Below are 16,046 nucleotides of genomic sequence, written 5' to 3' on the forward strand. Positions count from 1 at the left end.
TTTGGATAGATGCCCGGATTGCTGGGTAAACGAGTTACTCAGTCATGCGATAGCCTCCAAATCGTCATGCGAAATCCGCAGGTCAGAGCGCTCAAAAATGATCAAAGCCGGGCGTATGGCACACAAAGTTAACGTGCGCGACCATAACCGTTAAGCTCACCAACCCCATTCTGGTCACACTCGTGACTAAGTTTCCTGGGACCCCCCAACCTGGGGGTTACCACCCTTTGAGGAGTTGACCCCGTGCGAGTCCTGGCCGTTGTCCCCGCCCGTGGTGGTTCGGTGGGCGTGCCGCTGAAGAACCTGGAGCGCGTCGGGGGGATTCCCCTGGTCTCCCGGGCCGTCAGCGCGCTCGTTCGCGCCGAGTCCATCGACACCGTGGTCGTGAGCACCGACCATGAGGGGATCGCCGCCGCCGCCGAGGCCGCGGGTGCCCAGATCGTCGACCGTCCGGCCGAGATCGCCGGCTCGACCGCCTCGAGCGAGTCGGCCGTCCTCCACGCCCTGGCCGCGCTCGGCCAGACGCCGGAGATCGTGCTGCTCGTGCAGGCCACCAGCGCGTTCATCGACCCGGCCGACGTCGACGCCGCCGTCGCGAAGGTGCTGTCCGGCGAGGCCGACGTCGTGTTCTCCGGTCTGGAGACCTACGAGTTCCTCTGGACGGAGGGCGGCGCCGGCATCAACCACGACCCGGCCACCCGCCCGCGCCGCCAGGACCGTGAGCCTCACTACCGCGAGACCGGCGCCTTCTACGTGATGCGCGCCGACGGCTTCAAGGAGGCGGGTCACCGCTTCTTCGGCACCGTCGCCGTGCAGCCGGTCAAGAGCGTGACCGCCCACGAGATCGACACCCCCGAAGACCTCGACATCGTGCGCGCACTGGCCCACGTGGTCGACCAGCCGCTGCCGATCGACGTCGACGCCGTGGTCACCGACTTCGACGGCGTCCACACCGACGACCGCGCGTTCGTCGACTCCGAGGGCCGCGAGATGGTCGCCGTCTCGCGCGCCGACGGCATGGGCGTCTCGCTGCTGCTGCGCGCCGGGATCAAGGTGCTGGTGCTGTCGACCGAGCAGAACCCGGTCGTGGCCGCCCGCGCCCGCAAGCTCGGCGTGCCGGTGCTGCAGGGCCTGTCGGCCAAGGCCAACGCGCTGGCCGACTGGCTGGCCATCGAGGGCCTCGACCCCGAGCGGGTCGCCTACGTCGGCAACGACGTCAACGACCTCGGTTGCATGTCGCTCGTCGGCTGGCCGGTCGCGGTGCCCGGGTCCCACTCCCAGGTGCTCAAGGCCGCCCGGGTCGTGCTGACCCAGCAGGGCGGCGCCGGCGCCGTCCGCGAACTGGCCGACCGGGTGCTCGCCGCCCAGCCCGTGCCCTCCGTCGAGACGCCCGCCCCGCGCGTGCGCCCCAGCCTGGCCGAGCCGAGGGCGGTGCGCATCGGCGAGAGCCTGCTGGGCACCGGCCACCCGGTCTACGTGATCGGCGAGATCGGCATCAACCACAACGGTGACGTCGAGATCGCCAAGCGGCTGATCGACGTGGCCGTCGAGGCCGGTTGCGACGCGGTCAAGTTCCAGAAGCGCACGCCGGAGATCTGCGTGCCGATGGAGCAGCGCTCGCAGATCCGGCAGACTCCGTGGGGCGAGATGACCTACATGGAGTACAAGATCCGCACGGAGTTCGGCAAGGACGAATACCAGCAGATCGCGCTCTACTGCGCCGAGAAGGGCATCGACTGGTTCGCCTCCCCGTGGGACGTGCCGTCGGTGGAGTTCCTGGAGAACATGAACGTTCTCACCCACAAGGTCGCCTCCGCGTCGATCACCGACCACGAGCTGCTGCGCGCGCTGGCCGAGACCGGCAAGCCGATTCTGCTCTCGACCGGTATGTCGACTCTTGAGGAGATCGACGCGGCTGTCGATATCCTGGGCACCCAGAACCTGGTCATGATGCACGCCACGTCGACCTACCCGCTGCCTCCCGAGGAGGCCAACCTGCGCACGATCATCACCCTCCGGGAGCGCTACGGCGTGCCGGTCGGCTACTCGGGCCACGAGCGCGGCCTGCAGATCTCGCTGGCGGCCGTCACCCTCGGCGCCGTCACGGTCGAGCGTCACATCACCCTCGATCGCACGATGTGGGGCTCCGACCACGCCGCCTCGCTCGAGCCGAGCGGCCTGGAGCATCTGGTCCGGGACATCCGCATCATCGAAAAGGCTCTGGGCGACGGCGTCAAGCGCGTCTTCCCGGGTGAGGAGGCCCCCCGGGCCCGCCTGCGCAGGGTGACCGTGTGATAACCCTCTCGGTGATCGTCCCGGTCCGCGACGGCGCCGCCTACATCGCCGACGCGCTCACGTCCCTGGTCCGCAACCAGCGGGCCGACTTCGAGGTCATCGTCGTCGACGACGGTTCGGCCGACGACACGGGCGCGATCACCGACGAGTTCCGCAAGGAGCTCCCCGGCCTGCACCTGATCCGCAATCAGGTGCCGGTCGGGCTGGCCGACGCCCGCAACGTCGGCCTGAAGCTGGCCTCCGGCAAGTACGTGACCTTCCTCGACGCCGACGACTGGCTCGGCCGGGGTTACCTGGCCGACCTGGTCGGCGCGATCGACGGCCTCGGCTGCGACTTCGTCCGGGTCGACCACGTACAGGTCAACGGCCTGAAGAGAGAGACCCACCGCGCGCCGGCCTCCCGGCGCGGGGTGGTCCTCGACCCGCGCGAGGCGATCCTGCCCGCGGGCGCCAAGACGATGGTCGACTACCCCTACGCGTGGGCCGGCGTCTACCGCCGCGAGACGCTGGGCGACCTGCTCACCTTCCCCGGCGGCCTGCACACCGCCGAGGATCGGCCGTGGATCTGGCGGCTGCACCAGCGGGCCCGCTCGTTCGCGGCCGTCTCGATCGCCGGGGTCTTCTACCGCCGGGGCGTCCCGCAGTCGCTGACCCAGATCGGCGACGAGCGCCAGCTCCACTTCTTCGACGCCTTCGACCTGGTCTTCGAGGAGGTCGAGGACCGGTTCCTGCCGAAGGCCGCGCGCACCTTCTGCGCCCTGCTGGCCCACCACCTGTCCACCGGCGAGCGGTTCACCCCGGAGATACTGGCGAAGTTCGAGGCGCGCGGCGCCGAACGCGTCCGCCGCCTGCCGGAGGAGCTGGTGCGCGAGAGCGTGGAGGCGCTCGAGCCCGAGCAGCGAATCCACCTCACCCGCTTCCTGGAGGTCCCGTGACGCAGGTCTTCTACGCCTCACGGTTCTTCGGCGCGATGACGCTGGCGGCGGGCATCGACGCCGGGGTCTTCGGCCCGGCCTCGCGCGAGCGGGTCCTGATCGTCAGCGGCAACGACCCGATCCCGGAGATCGCGCTCCCGCTCCACGAGACCCCCGGTTACGCCGCCCTGCGCGAGCGCTTCTCGCGGGTGCTCGTGTGGAACGACGTCATCGCGCCGCTCCACCCGGCCGACTGGAAGCCGCGCGCGATCGAGACCCCGCTGCTGTCGCGGATGTTCCACGAGACGCTCGGCCTGCCCCACATCGAGGAGCTGATCCTCGAGTCGATCGTCGTGCCGCCCGCGCGCGTGCTCGCCGGGCTCTTCAAGGACTATCCGATCACCGTCTACTCCGACGGCCTGATGGCCCACAGCCCCACCCGCGACCCGCTCCCCCGCGAGATCATCGGCCGCGTCGAGCGCCTGCTCCACCTCGATCTGGTGCCCGGCGTCGACCCGCTCCTGCTGACCGAATACGACGTGCCGTCGCAGCCCCTGCCGCCGGGCACCTTCGCCGACGTGGTCGGCCGGGTCGCGGTCGCCTGCGGCCCGCAGCCCGAGGGCGAGGCCGTCATCCTCGGCCAGTACCTCTCGGCCCTGGGCATCCTGACGCCCGACGACGAGTTCCGCCTGCACGCCGACATGGTCAAGGCCGTCGTCGCGCGGGGCCACCGCACGATCGTCTTCAAGCCCCACCCGGCCTGCGGCAAGCACCAGGGCCGCGAGCTGACCCGCTTGGCCACCGGTCTGGGCGCGACCCTGGTGACCGCGCCGGAAGACGTCCCGGCGGAGGTCCTGTTCGCCACCCGCCGCGTCAGCCTGGTGGTGAGCTGCTTCTCCACGGGCCTGATGACCGCCCGCCGCTTCTTCGGCCTGCCGGTCGCCACGGTGGGCACGCAACTGCTGCTGGAGCGCCTGGCCCCGTACGAGAACAGCAATCGGGTCCCCGTCACGATCGTCGACGCGACGGTCCCCCGCCTGGAGGCCGACGGCTCGCTGACCGACCCGATCGTCTCCGACGTGAAGGGCCTGGTCGACGCGGTCGCCTACTGCATGCAGAGCGCGGCCCACCCCGAGCTGCGCGACGCGGCCCAGGCCTACGTGAAGGCCCACGGGCCGGTGCGCTACTTCAAGAAGAAGCGCCTGGAGGTGCTGGGCCTCATCGAGAAGCCCGCGTCCCCTCCCCCGCCGCCCCCCAAAACCGGCCTCGCCCGGCTGAAGCAGATCGTCAAAGGCTGATCCGGCTCACGAAAGCCATCTCCGGGAGAACTCTCCGGCCGTTCTCCCGAGCCAGGCGTCGCCTGCTCAGAGCTGGCGCAAGACGTGTTCCGAGCCGGGGCCGGATGCCCGCTCGTGGGCGCCGCCGGCCGGGCAGACTCCCTGGGGCGTGTTTCCGGCGAAGAACAATCCCGCGCACTTCCGGCAGGTAAACCACTGGGCCTGCCCGCCGGGTCCGTTGGTCATGTTCGGAAGCGTCTCCAGCTTGTACATGCCGGACCCGGAGTTGACATGCACGCCGTTCAGGTATTGCGGGTTCGGGCACTTGGGCACAAACACGCCCAGAAGCACCGTCCAAAGCCCCGCACAACGGTTGCACCACCACCAATCGGTCTGTCCGGCGCCCGGTTCGTCGTGGAGCGTGAGCACGTAGTCGCCACTGCCGGCACTCCGGTGGGGATGCTCCCAGCCGAACAGGCCGGTGCCGAGAGGGCAGTGACCGTTGGTGTTGTTACCGGAGAACCAGAGGCCGCTGCACTGGAAGCACCAGCGCCACAGATGCTGCGACGCCTGCGCGGGGGTGGCGGTCGCCAGCGGCGCGGCGACCGCCACGAGGCCGGCGCCGGCCACCATGGTCAGGAGCCGGCGTCGCGATGGTGTCGAGAAACCGTCCGATGGCATGCGAAGACTCCCCGTGTGGACGAAGCCCGTCATCCCCAGAATGGGCGCACATCACCGAATGACAAGACCCGGATTCATCGCGTGATCCAGGGCCGCCGGACGTGCGTTTCGCCGGCCTCGGGCCTACGTGACCGTGCAAGCGCCCCCGTTGAGCGTGAAGGCGGCCGGCTTCGGGTTCGTCCCGGTATGCGCTCCGGTGAAGCCGAGGTGCAGGGTCGCGCCAGGCCTGATCTCGGCATTCCACGGCAGGTTCACCGCCGTGACCACTGCCCCTGCCTGGGTCCAGGTGGCGCTGTATCCCTGGGTCGCCCGCTGGCCCGCGTCCGGGAAGGTGAAGGCCAGCGTCCAGGCGCCGACGGGCGTCGTGCCGGTGTTCTTCACCGTCATCCACGTGCTCATGCCGGTGTTCCAGGCGCTCGTGTTGTACGTCACCTCGCACGACGGCGTCGGGGTCGGGGTCGGGGTCGGCGTGGGGAAGCCGGGCCTGGCCAGTACCGGGGTGACCGCCGAGGGCCTGCTGACGTTGCCGGCGGCGTCTCTGGCCACGACCGTGTAGTTGTAGTACTGGCCGGTCACCAGGCCGGTCTCGATGAAGAAGGTCTGCGCGGTGGTCCCGGCTTTGACCCATCCCTGCTGCGGGGACTCGCGGTAGACGTCGTAGGCGGTCACTCCGACGTCGTCGGTGGAGGCGTTCCAGCAGAAACCGGTGCCCGGGAAGTCGAACACGCAGCCGTCGCGCACGTTCGCCGGCTGCGACGGCGGCGTCTCGTCCGGGATCGGCGACGGCGACGGAGTGGGGGTCGGCGAGGGTTGCATGCCCGTCGTCGCGGTGACCGTGATGAACGCCGACGGCGCGCTGCGGTTGCCGGAGGCGTCGACGGCCATGACGTACAGGGTGTAGGCGCGGCCCATGACGCCCGTCGTTCCGGCGAGGGTGCCCGTCGTCGTGGTGGCCAGCCTGAAGCCTGTGGCCTCCAGGACGTACAGCTCGTACTCGGCGACAGGGCCGGCGTCGTCGGTGGCGGGCTGCCAGCAGATGCTGGCGTAGCCGTACTGCTGACCTGGCGCGCTGGGCGGCGGGCACGAGATGAGCCCCGTCGGTCGCGTCGGCGGTGTGGTGTCCGCGGCGTACGCGGGGAGGGAGGTGGTGATCGCGAGCAGGGCTCCAGTGACCAGCGCCAGTCGGGCCTTCATGACCAGGATGCTGGGCGTCGAGGGTGCCTGGGACAACGTTCGGTCGCACGATCTGGTGTTCGCGCACGTCAGCCGGTCGAATCGGTGAACCTTTCAGACACCGCCCATCGGGGCTGTTCGGCGTCGGCGGACTCCCAGGTGATACCAAAGGGGTATTCCGGGCAACCTGTGACGTAAGGTTTCGGCAGTCTGTCGTCCCGTCGTGTCATCCACGGAAGGACGCGGGACGTTGTCCACACCTCTCCAACAGATCATCTTCACCGGCCTGGCCGCCGGCCTGCTGGCCACCACCACACCGGCCGAGGCCACGGCGGCGGGGGCCCCGCTGAGGCTCGCGGGCTCGGGGTGGTTCGCCGGCAGCGGCGTGCCGATCTGCGGTTCCAGCACCGCGACCAGCTGCGCCGGCCAGAGACACGTCGGCGGAGTCTCCTACAACTGGTGGCAGTGCGTCGAGTTACCGCAGCGCTTCTACCTGAAGCGCGGCTGGCACTCGGGCGTCTTCTCGGGCGTGGGGATCGCCTCGCAGATCTTCACCCGCGCGGCGGCCCTGGGCATGGAACGCCAGGCCAACGGTTCGATCAAGTCGATCGTCCCCGGCGACATGGTCGTCATGAACCGCAGCGGCGCGGCCGGTCACGTGGTCGTGGTGGAGCGTGTGACCGTCAACAAGGACGGCACCCGCAACGTCGTGACGATCGGCCAGAACTCGCAGGTGGTGCGCAACCCGATGCGCTGGCACGGGGGGCGGCTGGACTCGTTCTGGGCCTCGTACAGCGTGGCCGGGGTCGTCCACGCGACCAAGAACATGGGCATCCTGTCGACCGGCGGCGGGCCGGTCGACTACCCGGCGCTGGTGAACGGCGGGGGTGCGCGTCCGTTCGGGACCGGCTTCCTGTCGGTGACCTCGACGGGCCAGGTGTTCGGCGGTCTGCCCGGGGCGGCCCCTGCCGTCTCCGGGCGCGTCACGGACGCGGCGGTGACGCCGTCCGGCGCGGGGTACTGGCTCCTCTCGTCGTCGGGTCAGATCTTTCCGTACGGGGACGCGGCGGCCCCCGTCGCGCGCCCTGCCACCGCGGTGGGTGAGCTGGTGGCGATCGACGCGGCTCCGAACGGGTATCTGGTGACGACCTCGACAGGCCAGGTCTACGGGCCGGGCGTGTGGATCACGTCGTCGCCGGAGGGGTATTCGGGGGACTTCGTCGACATCGAGGTGACGACGGGTGGCTACTGGCTGCTGACGTCGGCGGGGCAGGTGCATCCGTTCGGCGCGGCGAAGTGGTACGGCAACGCGACGACGTTCGACCGCGCGATCGTGGCCATGTCCGGCACCGCGTCCGGGAAGGGGTACGTGATGGTGGACGTGGCGGGCGGCGTCCACGCCTTCGGCGACGCCAAGCACCTGGGCGACCTGCCCGACGGCTCCGCCGAAGCGGCCGACATCGCCACGACGGCGACCGGCTACGTCATCACGACGAAGACCGGGGTCCGGCACACGTTCGGGCCGGGCGCGGGCGTGACGCACCCGGGCGCCTTCACCGGAACGTTCTAGCCTCCGGAGTCCAGGCCGCCCGGTTCCGGGCGGCCTGATTCGTTTCCTGTACGTGTGTTAGCGTTGGTACATGTCGATGAAGCGGACCAACGTCTACGCCGACCCCGAAGACCTGGCACTGATCAAAGAGGCCGCCAGGCGTCGCGGCATTCCCGAGGCGGAGATCATCCGTGAGGGCATCCACCTCGCCGCCATGGCCAACCGCGTGTGGGACGACCCTCTCGACTGGCCCGTCTTCGACGGCGACGGAACCCCCGCGACCAGCGACGAAGTCACGAAAGCGATGACCCGGGAGTGATCCTCATCGCGGACACTTCCGGGCTGATCGCGGCCTCCGACGCGAATGCGCCGGAGTCGGCAGACTGCCGGAAGCTCCTCGGAGAGGCCGGTACGGTCATCGTCTCGCCCCTCGTCCTCGCCGAGGTCGACCATATGGCGAAGGTGCGCTTCGGCCACGCCGGCAGGCGAGAACTCCTGGCCTTCGTCCTCGCGAACGTCCGTCGCATGCGGTTCCAGATACCGGAAATCGGCTGCGAGTCCCTGGAACAGGCCACGACCGTCCAGGCACGCTACGCCGCGCTCAATCTCGACCTGGCCGATGCCGTGAATGTGGTGCTCGCGGCGTCGTACGCGACCGACGCGGTTCTCACCCTCGACCGGCGCGATTTCCGGGCCGTCCGGCCACTCACCCGGCACCAGGCCTTCAGAGTTCTCCCCGACGACATCTGACCGCAGACGACAGCCGGGACGTTCTGAGCCGGTCCGGCGGCGCACCGGCCTCCGACTCCGAGGCCGGAGAAGATGGCCGGTGCGCCACACTTCCATACGGTCTGCGGACTCGCCAAACTTCTGGGCGGTTCGCCACGTCTTAAAGGTCAGCCTGTCCCCTTCGGGGAGGCTCCTTTCTTGGAACGTGACAAACCTCTGGAGAAAAGATGATCGCCCTACGTTCCACCCTCGCCAGAACCGCTCTCGCCGCCGGGCTGGCCGGCCTGCTGGCCCCCATGGCGGTGACGCCCGCCGCGACGGCCAAGGCGGTGCCCCAGCTGGTCGCGATCCGGGCCGACCGGCATCCCGGTATCGACCGTCTCGTCTTCGAGTTCCGCAACGGGCTGCCGCCCACCCGGATCGCGGAGTACGTGCCCAAGCTGATCGCCGACGGGTCGGGGCACACCGTTCCCGTCCCCGGGAGCGCGAAGCTGGCCTTACGGTTCTTCGACGCCCGCGGCCACAGCGACCAGGGCGGCTCCACCTACGGCGCGGCCCGCCGGACGTACGCGCTGCCGGGTGTCATCCAGGTCGTCAACACGGGCGACTGGGAGGCGACGTTGTCGTTCGGGGTGGGGCTGGCCAAGAAGGCGTCCTACCGGATGTACACGCTGACCAATCCGAGCCGGGTCGTCGTCGACTTCACCGTGAACTACCGCACCGTCCCGGTGAAGGTCCATTTCCTCGACCTCCCGCGCGAGCCGAAGCTCAAGGCCGTGTCGCGTCAGGTCATCCCGCCGAGCACGGCCAACGGGGCGCTGCAGCGGCTGTTCGCCGGGCCGACGGCGGCCGAGCAGAAGGCGGGACTGCGGTTCGTGGCCTCCGGGGCGACCGGGTTCAGCAAGCTGACCGTCAAGAACAAGGTCGCGCGGGTCTACCTCACCGGGAACGTGCGCAGCGGCGGCTCGACCTTCACCGTCGCCAACCACATCAACGCGACCCTCAAGGGCTTCACCTCGATCAAGTGGGTGAAGATCTACGACGCGGCCGGGCACACCGAGCGGCCCAACGGCAACAGCGACTCGATCCCCGAGTCCTTGGAGCCGTGAGGATTTCTGCACAGACAGTCACCTGACTTCACGATTTCCTGAACCCCGTCAGCACACACGATGGGGGAACTCAGATGTCTTTCGTACACCGTGTCCTCGCCACTCTCGCGCTCGTCGCGGCGGGTCTGGCGATGGTCACCACTCCCGCGCAGGCGGCGACGGACACGTCCGTGCACGTCTCGGGGAAGACCTTGTTCATCGTCGGCACCGGCGTCGGGGAGGCCGTCAACGTCGGCTTCCAGTTCGGGACGCTGACCGTCGACTCCACGTCGGGGATCGTGGCCGGCGCCGGGTGCGTCCAGTCGGGGGCGGTGGCCCAGTGCTCCGGCGCGATCCAGTTCCTGGACGTCGCCCTGCTCGGGGGCGACGACACGTTCTCCAACGGCACGTCGTTCCAGTCGAGCGTGCTGGGCGGCGCGGGGATCGACGTCCTGAACGGGGGTTCGGGGCGGGACGGGCTCAACGGGGGTTCCGGCGACGACACCCTCAAGGGCAACGGCGGAGTCGACGTCGCGAACGGGGTCGCCGGGTTCGACAGGTGCACGGCCGAGACCGAGACGGGCTGCGAGGCCGACGCCTGATCCCGCTCAACGCGGCACCACGCGTCACTGAGATCGGTAGAAGTCGCGATGCGCGAGAGCCGCCCGGTGCCAAGTGTGCCGGGCGGCCAGCGCCTTCCCCGCCGCCGCTCGCTCCGCCGACGGGACGGTCACCGCCTCGCGCAGACGCGCCGCCAACGTGCCCGCGTCGGCGGCGAACAACGCGGCACCGGTGAAGATGTCGCGGAAGACCGCCAGGTCACGCACCACCAGCGGCACCCCGGCCGCCAGGGCCTCCATCGCGGCCAGGCCGAAGCCCTCTTTCGTCGACGGGAACGCGAACGCCGACGCCCCCGCCACCAGGCCGGGCAGGTCGTCGTGCGGCACCGGGCCGAGCACGACCGGCGCGACGCCCAGCTCAAGAGCCCTGGCCTCCCACGCCGCTCGATAGTCGCGGTAGTCGAACAGCGTCTCCCCGCCCGCGATGACCAGCGGATACTCCGGCAATAGGGCGTGCGCTTCGAGCAGGTCGAGGGAGCCCTTGCGGGGTTCGATGCCGCCGACCGTCAGGACATACGTACCGAAACGAGCACGCCACGAAGATCCGTCGGCCGATGCGAACCGCGCGGCGTCCACGCCGTTCGGGATGACCTGGGCGGAGATGCCCCACCCGTCAACAAGCTCCGAAGCCACCGCCGACGAGACGCAGACGTGGGCGAAGGGCTCGACCAGTGCGCGTTCGTGGCAGGCCGCCAGCTCGGGCGTCGTGAAGTGGTCGAGGTGGTGGACGGTCCGGACGCACGGGCCGACCGCGTTGGCGGTGATGCAGTCCTGGGCGTGCACGATGTCGTACAGAGAGGGCGTGAAAGCCCGCCCCAGCAGGTCGATCGACCGCAGGACCCGCTCCCCCACGGTCTCGCCCGGCACGTCGGGGCAGTCGATGATGTGGACGGGCACCGTCACCGGCCGGTAGAACCGCCGGTCGCCCCCGCGCCCCAGCGCCCACACCTCGACGTCCTCCCCGAGGGCCGCCAGCGCCTCGGCGAGGGCGAGGGTGTGCACGACCCCGCCCCGGGGTTTCGTCGAGTAGGTCAGCAGCGCGATCCTCATCCCCGGTAGGCCCCCGGCCGCCGTTCCCCGATGTGCCGCAGCACCCGCCGCGCCTGCCCGATCTCGGCCGCCACGTCCACCTCGGCCACCGCGAGGCCGGCCTTCGACCACGTGCGGGCCAGGATGTCCCCGCCGGGACCGACCACCTTGGCCTGGCCGAGGAACCGCATCCCGCCCATCGCGCCGGTCTGGTTCGAGGAGGCCAGCACCACTTGGTTCTCGGCGGCGCGCGCGCAGTCGTACAGATCGAAAAGACGCGACTGCCGGTCCTGAGCCATGCGCGGGGCCCGGTTGGTGATGCTGGTCGGCCAGGCGGACAGGCAGGCGATGATCTCCGCGCCGTCGAGGGCCAGAGATCGGGCCGACTCGGGGAAGGTCTTGTCGTAGTCGATCAGCATGCCGACCCGCCCGGCCGGGGTGTCGAAGGCGTCGAACCGGTCGCCGGGTGAGTAGGCCGCGATCTCCCCGGCCGGAAGGTGCACCTTGCGGTGGCGGCCGAGCACGCCGTCGCCGGTCACGCAGACGGCCGAGTTGTAGCGCAGGTCGCCCTCGGCCTCGCAGTAGCCGACGCAGACGACCATCTCGGCGGCCAGTTCCGCGACCCGCTTGATCAGGGGGTCGTCGGGATCGAGGGCGGGCGGCAGGGCCGAGGGGTCGGGGTGCCGGAGGTCGGCGAGGTAGCCGCCCAGGGTCGCGTCGGGCAGCACGAGCAGCCCGGCCCCCTCCAGGCGCGCGTCGGCGATGAGCTTGGCGACCCGCTGGAGGTCGAATTCCAGGTCACGGCCGAAGTGCGCGGAGGCGGCGGCGATGCGGAGCACGGATCAGAATCCTGCCGCATACGCCTCGGGACGGCGATCCCGCAGATGCCCCATCGACCGCCGGGCGGTCGCCAGGGTCTCCTCAAGATCCAGGGAGGCGACCGCGACACCGGCGGAGACGCCCGTGGCGGCCAGGATCTCGCCGCCCGGACCGACGATCTTGGCGCGGCCGACGAAGCGCAGGTCGCCGAAGGTGCCCGACTGGTTGGACGACACCCACACCACCTGGTTCTCCAGCGCCCGCGCCTGATCGAACAGGTCGAACCGGCGGGTCCAGCGGTCGTCGGCCAGGTCGGGCGCGGGATCGGTGCGGCTGGCCGGCCAGGCCGAGACGCAGACGACGATCTGCGCGCCGTCCAGGGCCAGCGATCGGGCCGACTCGGGGAACGCCTTGTCGTAGCAGATCATCATGCCCATCCGGCCGGCCGGGGTGTCGAAGGCGGTGAAGCCGTCACCGGCCGCGTAGCTCTGGTTCTCGCGCAGCGGCTGGTGGACCTTGCGGTGGTGTCCCAGGATGCCGTCGCCGGTCACGCAGACGACGGAGTTGAACCGCAGGTCCCCCTCCGCCTCGCAGTATCCGGCGCAGATCACCATGTCTCCGGCGATGCCGGCCAGCCGGGCGAGCTCCGGCCCGTCCCGGCGCAGCGCCGGAGGTCCGGCCGCCTCGCCACCCAGATTCGCCAGATATCCGCCCAGGCACGCCTCGGGAAGCGCCAATACCGACGCGCCCTCCGACCGAGCTCTGAAAGCCAGGCGCTCGATCGTGGCGAAACACTCGTCGAGGTCCCGGCCGAAGGGGGCGGCGACGGCCGCCAGCCGAATGGTCATGTGTCCTCCTCAGGCCGTTCCGAGACCGGTCACCGACCGCGGTACGGCCTCCGTCTCCACCCCATCGGGCCAGCGCAACCGCACTCCGCCCCCGACCACGAGCTCACCGCACTCGGCCCCTGCCGCCGGTCCTGCCGCCAGCGCGGGGCCGCCCGCCGTGAGCATGGCGAACCCGGGGAAGCACGTCAGCCAGTCGCCCGTCGTCACCCCGGCGGGCCTGGGCACCTTCGCGGGTTCGAGCACCGCGCCGCAGCCACTGGCCTCGGCCAGCATCCCCAGCGTGCCGGCGATCCCGGCCATGGACACGTCCTTGGCCGCCGCGGGCTGAGCCTGCCCGACCGCGCCGAGCATGGCGCGCAGTTCCTCGGTCGTCCGCGTCGAGGTGGAGTCCCACTGCCGCCCGGTGTAGCCGGTACGCCACCGGCCGCCGAGGTCGGCGGTCAGCCGCACCGCCTGACCCGGCCGCCCGCCCCCGCCCGGCACCGGCTTCGAGGTCCGCCCGAGGGCGGTGACGGCGAGCGCGGCGGGCACCCCGAGCTGGGTGTGCCCACCGAGGACCGGCACGTCATAGGCCATCGACGCGCGCCGCAGCCCGGTGAGCACCCGCGCCGCGAACGAGGCGTCCCGCGCGCCCAGCGCGTCGAGCAGCCCGACGGGCGTCGCGCCCATGGCGGCGAGGTCGTTCAGGTTGACCAGCACCGAACACCATCCGGCCCAGTCGGGGTCGCGTTCGACCATCGACGGCAGGATCGCGTCACACGCCGCGACCACGTCGCTGCCGGGCACCGGCGCGCCGTCGTCGCCGACCCAGCCGCGCCCGCCGGGCGAGAGCCCGCGCAGCAGCGGCCCGAGGACCGCCTTCCCCGCCGCCGCCTGGGCGAGCCTCCCGATGGGCCACCGCATCGTCAGATGCGGCCGCCCGGCCACCTTCGCGGCCTTGACCGCCTGCCACCCGAGCCTGCTGAAAACCGGAACGGCCCGTTCCTGTACGTCGGCCTCGAACCGCAGCACCCCCGCGTCCTCCGCGAAGGCGCACGCCGCCCGGATCAGCGCGGGCCCCACGCCGGGAGCCCCGCGCAGCCCCGGGTCGACCACGAGCCGGGAACCGCGCCACCACCCGATGTCGGGCCCGTCGCCCACCGGCCCGAGCCGCACCCCGCCGATGACGACCCCGGCCGGGTCCCGCGCCACCAGCACGACGGTGCGCGGATCCTCGTCCCGGAAGTCCAGGTCGTCGCCCTCGAAAAGCCCCTGCTCCTCGACGAAGACCCGCCGCCGGAGGAGCCGGTAGGCGTACAGGCAACCCCGGTCGGCGCTCGCCTCGATGACGAACCGAGGCGGGACCTGGCGGGATCCGAGCAGCGCCGGAACATGAAGCGGGCCCGGGGCGGCGAGCTCCGGCGCGTCAGTCAGCAACACATCGCAGACCGAGGAAGTCACCGGATCACCCGCCCGCCGTCGCCAGGGCGCTGCACGCGCCGCACGCCGCGCACCCCGCGCCCTGCTCGGCGCCGGTCATCCCGGCGCCGCGCAGCATCGCGGCCACGCGTTCGGTCACGTCGTGGACCAGTTCCCTCGACGGCGCCGGTACGCCGTCACGCCGCCCCAGCGTCCCCGCGAGCGGCCGGTAGGGCACCACGAACGGATAGACGCCGTGCGCGATCAGCCGGGAGGCCCCCGCGACGAGTTCGTCCGGCGACTCCCCCAGCCCGATCAGCAGGTAGGTCGACACCCGGTTCCGCCCGAACACCCGGACCGCCTCGTCCCAGGCGGCCCAGTACGCGGACAGCGGGGTCCGCGCCTTCCCGGGCGTCCACCGCCGCCGGACCTCGTCGTCGAGCGACTCGACGTGGATCCCGATGGCATGCGCCCCGGCCCGCTTCAGCTCCGAGATCCAGGCCAGATCGCCGGGCGGCTCGCACTGCACCTGGATCGGCAACCCGGGCACCGCGCCCAGCACGGCCGTGACCGACCGTGCCAGCACCTTGGCCCCACGATCGGCCCCGGACGTCGTCCCGGTCGTCATGACCATCTGCCGCACCCCGTCGAGCCGGACCGCCGCAGCGGCCACCTCGGCGAGCTGCGCGGGGGTCTTGGCCGCCACGGTCGCGCCGTTCGTAAGGGACTCCTCCACGGCGCAGAACCGGCACCGGTCCTCTTCGGCGTACCGCACGCAGGTCTGCACCACGGTCGTGGCCAGCACGTCGGCCCCGTGAAGCTTCGCGATCTTCTCGTACGGCACTCCGTCGGCCGTCGACAGGTCGTAGAACCGGGGCCTTCTCACGGGCCGGACGGCCACGCCCATGTCGGTGCCGCCCAGGAAGAGCCGCCCGTCGCGGACGACGTAGGGGCTGGAGGGGTCGAGCGGCAGCGCGGCGTTCCGGCCGTCGACGAGCAGGTGGCCGTCGTCCGACGGACCGGCGCCGCCGGTCCGCCGCACGGGCGCGTCGAGCCGGACCCCTCGGATGGCCACGTCGACGCGGGTCGAGACGCGGTCCATCAGAACATGTACGTCGAGTTGATGATGGCGCCCTTGCGGGAGTAATGGATCAGCGCGTCCTGCACGTCGAGCGGGTGCGTCGGGATCACCCCTTCGATGAGGTCCTCCTCGCGCGCGCCGTGCAGGGAGAGCCCGAAGCGGCAGCAGTAGACCTTGCCGCCCTCGGCGATGAACGTCTTGAGCGAGTTGTTGATGTTGTGCTCACCGGGGAACGCCGAGTTCCCCGTCGTCGGGAAACCCCGGGTGGCCAGGCAGTTCAGCGAGCCCGGCCCGTAGAAGTAGATCGCCGACTCGAAGCCCTTCCGCAGGGCCCTGGTCGCCTGGAGGATGGCCACGAAGCTGACCGACGACTCGTGCGCGATGCCGTGGACGAGCGTGAAGTACGACTCGCCGTCTTCGGCCTTGTAGTCGGGGAAGACCTTCGTCTCGCCGTACAGGCTCGACCCGTCGGGCAGCGACGGGTGGGGGATCTCGGTGAGGCTGGCCTGCTCAAGCTCGGTCAGTTCGGTCACTTCGGCCATGAC

General features: G+C 70.8%; 16 protein-coding genes. 8 read left to right on the forward strand and 8 right to left on the reverse strand.

From position 1 onward, the window contains the following. Window positions 1-243 precede the first annotated feature (243 nt). From AW272_RS40385 to AW272_RS05625, 3 genes are read left to right on the forward strand one after another with little or no spacing between them, the layout of a single operon-like run. Entirely contained in the window at window positions 244-2,295 is a 2,052-nt protein-coding gene (locus tag AW272_RS40385; RefSeq protein WP_083958045.1) for an N-acetylneuraminate synthase family protein, read from the forward strand. Beyond that, window positions 2,292-3,230, forward strand: coding sequence for a glycosyltransferase family 2 protein (locus AW272_RS05620; protein ID WP_066361531.1), 939 nt, complete (start codon window positions 2,292-2,294; stop codon window positions 3,228-3,230). The genes AW272_RS40385 and AW272_RS05620 overlap by 4 nt, the downstream gene beginning before the upstream one ends. Further along, a complete protein-coding gene (locus tag AW272_RS05625) occupies window positions 3,227-4,507 on the forward strand; it encodes a polysialyltransferase family glycosyltransferase (protein ID WP_066361532.1) in 1,281 nt (426 codons plus the stop codon). The genes AW272_RS05620 and AW272_RS05625 overlap by 4 nt, the downstream gene beginning before the upstream one ends. 66 nt (window positions 4,508-4,573) lie before the next feature. Here the strand turns inward: AW272_RS05625 and AW272_RS05630 are convergent, their stop codons facing one another. Both AW272_RS05630 and AW272_RS05635 read right to left on the reverse strand, forming a co-directional pair. Continuing rightward, window positions 4,574-5,200 (reverse strand): hypothetical protein, encoded by a 627-nt coding sequence (locus tag AW272_RS05630; protein WP_169807497.1) that lies wholly within the window; start codon window positions 5,198-5,200, stop codon window positions 4,574-4,576. A gap of 90 nt (window positions 5,201-5,290) precedes the next feature. After that, window positions 5,291-6,361 carry a cellulose binding domain-containing protein gene (locus AW272_RS05635; RefSeq protein ID WP_157518358.1) on the reverse strand — a complete coding sequence of 357 codons (1,071 nt, stop codon included), beginning with the start codon at window positions 6,359-6,361 and terminating at the stop codon, window positions 5,291-5,293. Window positions 6,362-6,590: 229 nt separating this feature from the next. Between AW272_RS05635 and AW272_RS05640 the strand changes: the two genes are divergently transcribed. The 5 genes from AW272_RS05640 (at window position 6,591) to AW272_RS05660 (ending at window position 10,308) form a co-directional block, all read left to right on the forward strand. Continuing rightward, the gene (locus AW272_RS05640; protein WP_066361537.1) at window positions 6,591-7,910 is read left to right on the forward strand and encodes a CHAP domain-containing protein; all 1,320 of its coding nucleotides are present in this window, start codon (window positions 6,591-6,593) and stop codon (window positions 7,908-7,910) included. A gap of 70 nt (window positions 7,911-7,980) precedes the next feature. Further along, the gene (locus tag AW272_RS05645) at window positions 7,981-8,208 is read left to right on the forward strand and encodes a ribbon-helix-helix domain-containing protein (RefSeq protein ID WP_066361538.1); all 228 of its coding nucleotides are present in this window, start codon (window positions 7,981-7,983) and stop codon (window positions 8,206-8,208) included. Then, on the forward strand, window positions 8,205-8,639 hold the full coding sequence (locus tag AW272_RS05650) for a PIN domain-containing protein (protein ID WP_066361540.1): 435 nt from the start codon (window positions 8,205-8,207) through the stop codon (window positions 8,637-8,639). Before AW272_RS05645 ends, AW272_RS05650 begins: the two co-directional genes overlap by 4 nt. A gap of 206 nt (window positions 8,640-8,845) precedes the next feature. After that, a complete protein-coding gene (locus AW272_RS05655) occupies window positions 8,846-9,727 on the forward strand; it encodes an AMIN-like domain-containing (lipo)protein (RefSeq protein WP_066361541.1) in 882 nt (293 codons plus the stop codon). A 74-nt stretch (window positions 9,728-9,801) separates the two neighbouring features. After that, window positions 9,802-10,308 carry a calcium-binding protein gene (locus AW272_RS05660; protein ID WP_066361543.1) on the forward strand — a complete coding sequence of 169 codons (507 nt, stop codon included), beginning with the start codon at window positions 9,802-9,804 and terminating at the stop codon, window positions 10,306-10,308. A gap of 24 nt (window positions 10,309-10,332) precedes the next feature. Here AW272_RS05660 and AW272_RS05665 read toward each other — a convergent pair whose 3' ends face one another. Genes AW272_RS05665 through AW272_RS05690 form a run of 6 tightly spaced genes read right to left on the reverse strand, consistent with a single transcriptional unit; the run spans window position 10,333 to window position 16,043 of the window. Beyond that, window positions 10,333-11,376: an MSMEG_0565 family glycosyltransferase gene (locus AW272_RS05665; protein ID WP_066361545.1), complete on the reverse strand. Its 1,044-nt coding sequence runs from the start codon at window positions 11,374-11,376 to the stop codon at window positions 10,333-10,335. Continuing rightward, a complete protein-coding gene (locus tag AW272_RS05670) occupies window positions 11,373-12,194 on the reverse strand; it encodes a carbon-nitrogen hydrolase family protein (protein WP_066361547.1) in 822 nt (273 codons plus the stop codon). Before AW272_RS05670 ends, AW272_RS05665 begins: the two co-directional genes overlap by 4 nt. A gap of 3 nt (window positions 12,195-12,197) precedes the next feature. Next, complete coding sequence (locus AW272_RS05675) at window positions 12,198-13,022, reverse strand: carbon-nitrogen hydrolase family protein (protein ID WP_066361549.1); 825 nt, start codon at window positions 13,020-13,022, stop codon at window positions 12,198-12,200. 9 nt (window positions 13,023-13,031) lie between these two features. Then, a complete protein-coding gene (locus AW272_RS05680) occupies window positions 13,032-14,441 on the reverse strand; it encodes an MSMEG_0567/sll0787 family protein (protein WP_083958047.1) in 1,410 nt (469 codons plus the stop codon). Window positions 14,442-14,466: 25 nt separating this feature from the next. Next, a complete protein-coding gene (locus AW272_RS05685; RefSeq protein ID WP_066361550.1) occupies window positions 14,467-15,522 on the reverse strand; it encodes an MSMEG_0568 family radical SAM protein in 1,056 nt (351 codons plus the stop codon). Continuing rightward, window positions 15,522-16,043: an MSMEG_0572/Sll0783 family nitrogen starvation response protein gene (locus AW272_RS05690; RefSeq protein WP_066361552.1), complete on the reverse strand. Its 522-nt coding sequence runs from the start codon at window positions 16,041-16,043 to the stop codon at window positions 15,522-15,524. Before AW272_RS05690 ends, AW272_RS05685 begins: the two co-directional genes overlap by 1 nt. Between the last annotated feature and the right edge of the window lie 3 nt (window positions 16,044-16,046).

The organism is Herbidospora mongoliensis (assembly GCF_001570545.1).
Classification (GTDB): Bacteria; Actinomycetota; Actinomycetes; order Streptosporangiales; family Streptosporangiaceae; genus Herbidospora; species Herbidospora mongoliensis.

Excerpts from the sequence above, each read along its gene's own strand:
- AW272_RS05630 (WP_169807497.1), bottom strand. The coding sequence starts at position 5,200 with ATGACGGGCTTCGTCCACACGGGGAGTCTTCGCATGCCATCGGACGGT.
- AW272_RS05660 (WP_066361543.1), top strand. The coding sequence starts at position 9,802 with ATGTCTTTCGTACACCGTGTCCTCGCCACTCTCGCGCTCGTCGCGGCG.
- AW272_RS05685 (WP_066361550.1), bottom strand. The coding sequence starts at position 15,522 with ATGGACCGCGTCTCGACCCGCGTCGACGTGGCCATCCGAGGGGTCCGG.
- AW272_RS05645 (WP_066361538.1), top strand. The coding sequence starts at position 7,981 with ATGTCGATGAAGCGGACCAACGTCTACGCCGACCCCGAAGACCTGGCA.
- AW272_RS05665 (WP_066361545.1), bottom strand. The coding sequence starts at position 11,376 with ATGAGGATCGCGCTGCTGACCTACTCGACGAAACCCCGGGGCGGGGTC.
- AW272_RS05655 (WP_066361541.1), top strand. The coding sequence starts at position 8,846 with ATGATCGCCCTACGTTCCACCCTCGCCAGAACCGCTCTCGCCGCCGGG.
- AW272_RS05690 (WP_066361552.1), bottom strand. The coding sequence starts at position 16,043 with ATGGCCGAAGTGACCGAACTGACCGAGCTTGAGCAGGCCAGCCTCACC.
- AW272_RS05635 (WP_157518358.1), bottom strand. The coding sequence starts at position 6,361 with ATGAAGGCCCGACTGGCGCTGGTCACTGGAGCCCTGCTCGCGATCACC.
- AW272_RS05675 (WP_066361549.1), bottom strand. The coding sequence starts at position 13,022 with ATGACCATTCGGCTGGCGGCCGTCGCCGCCCCCTTCGGCCGGGACCTC.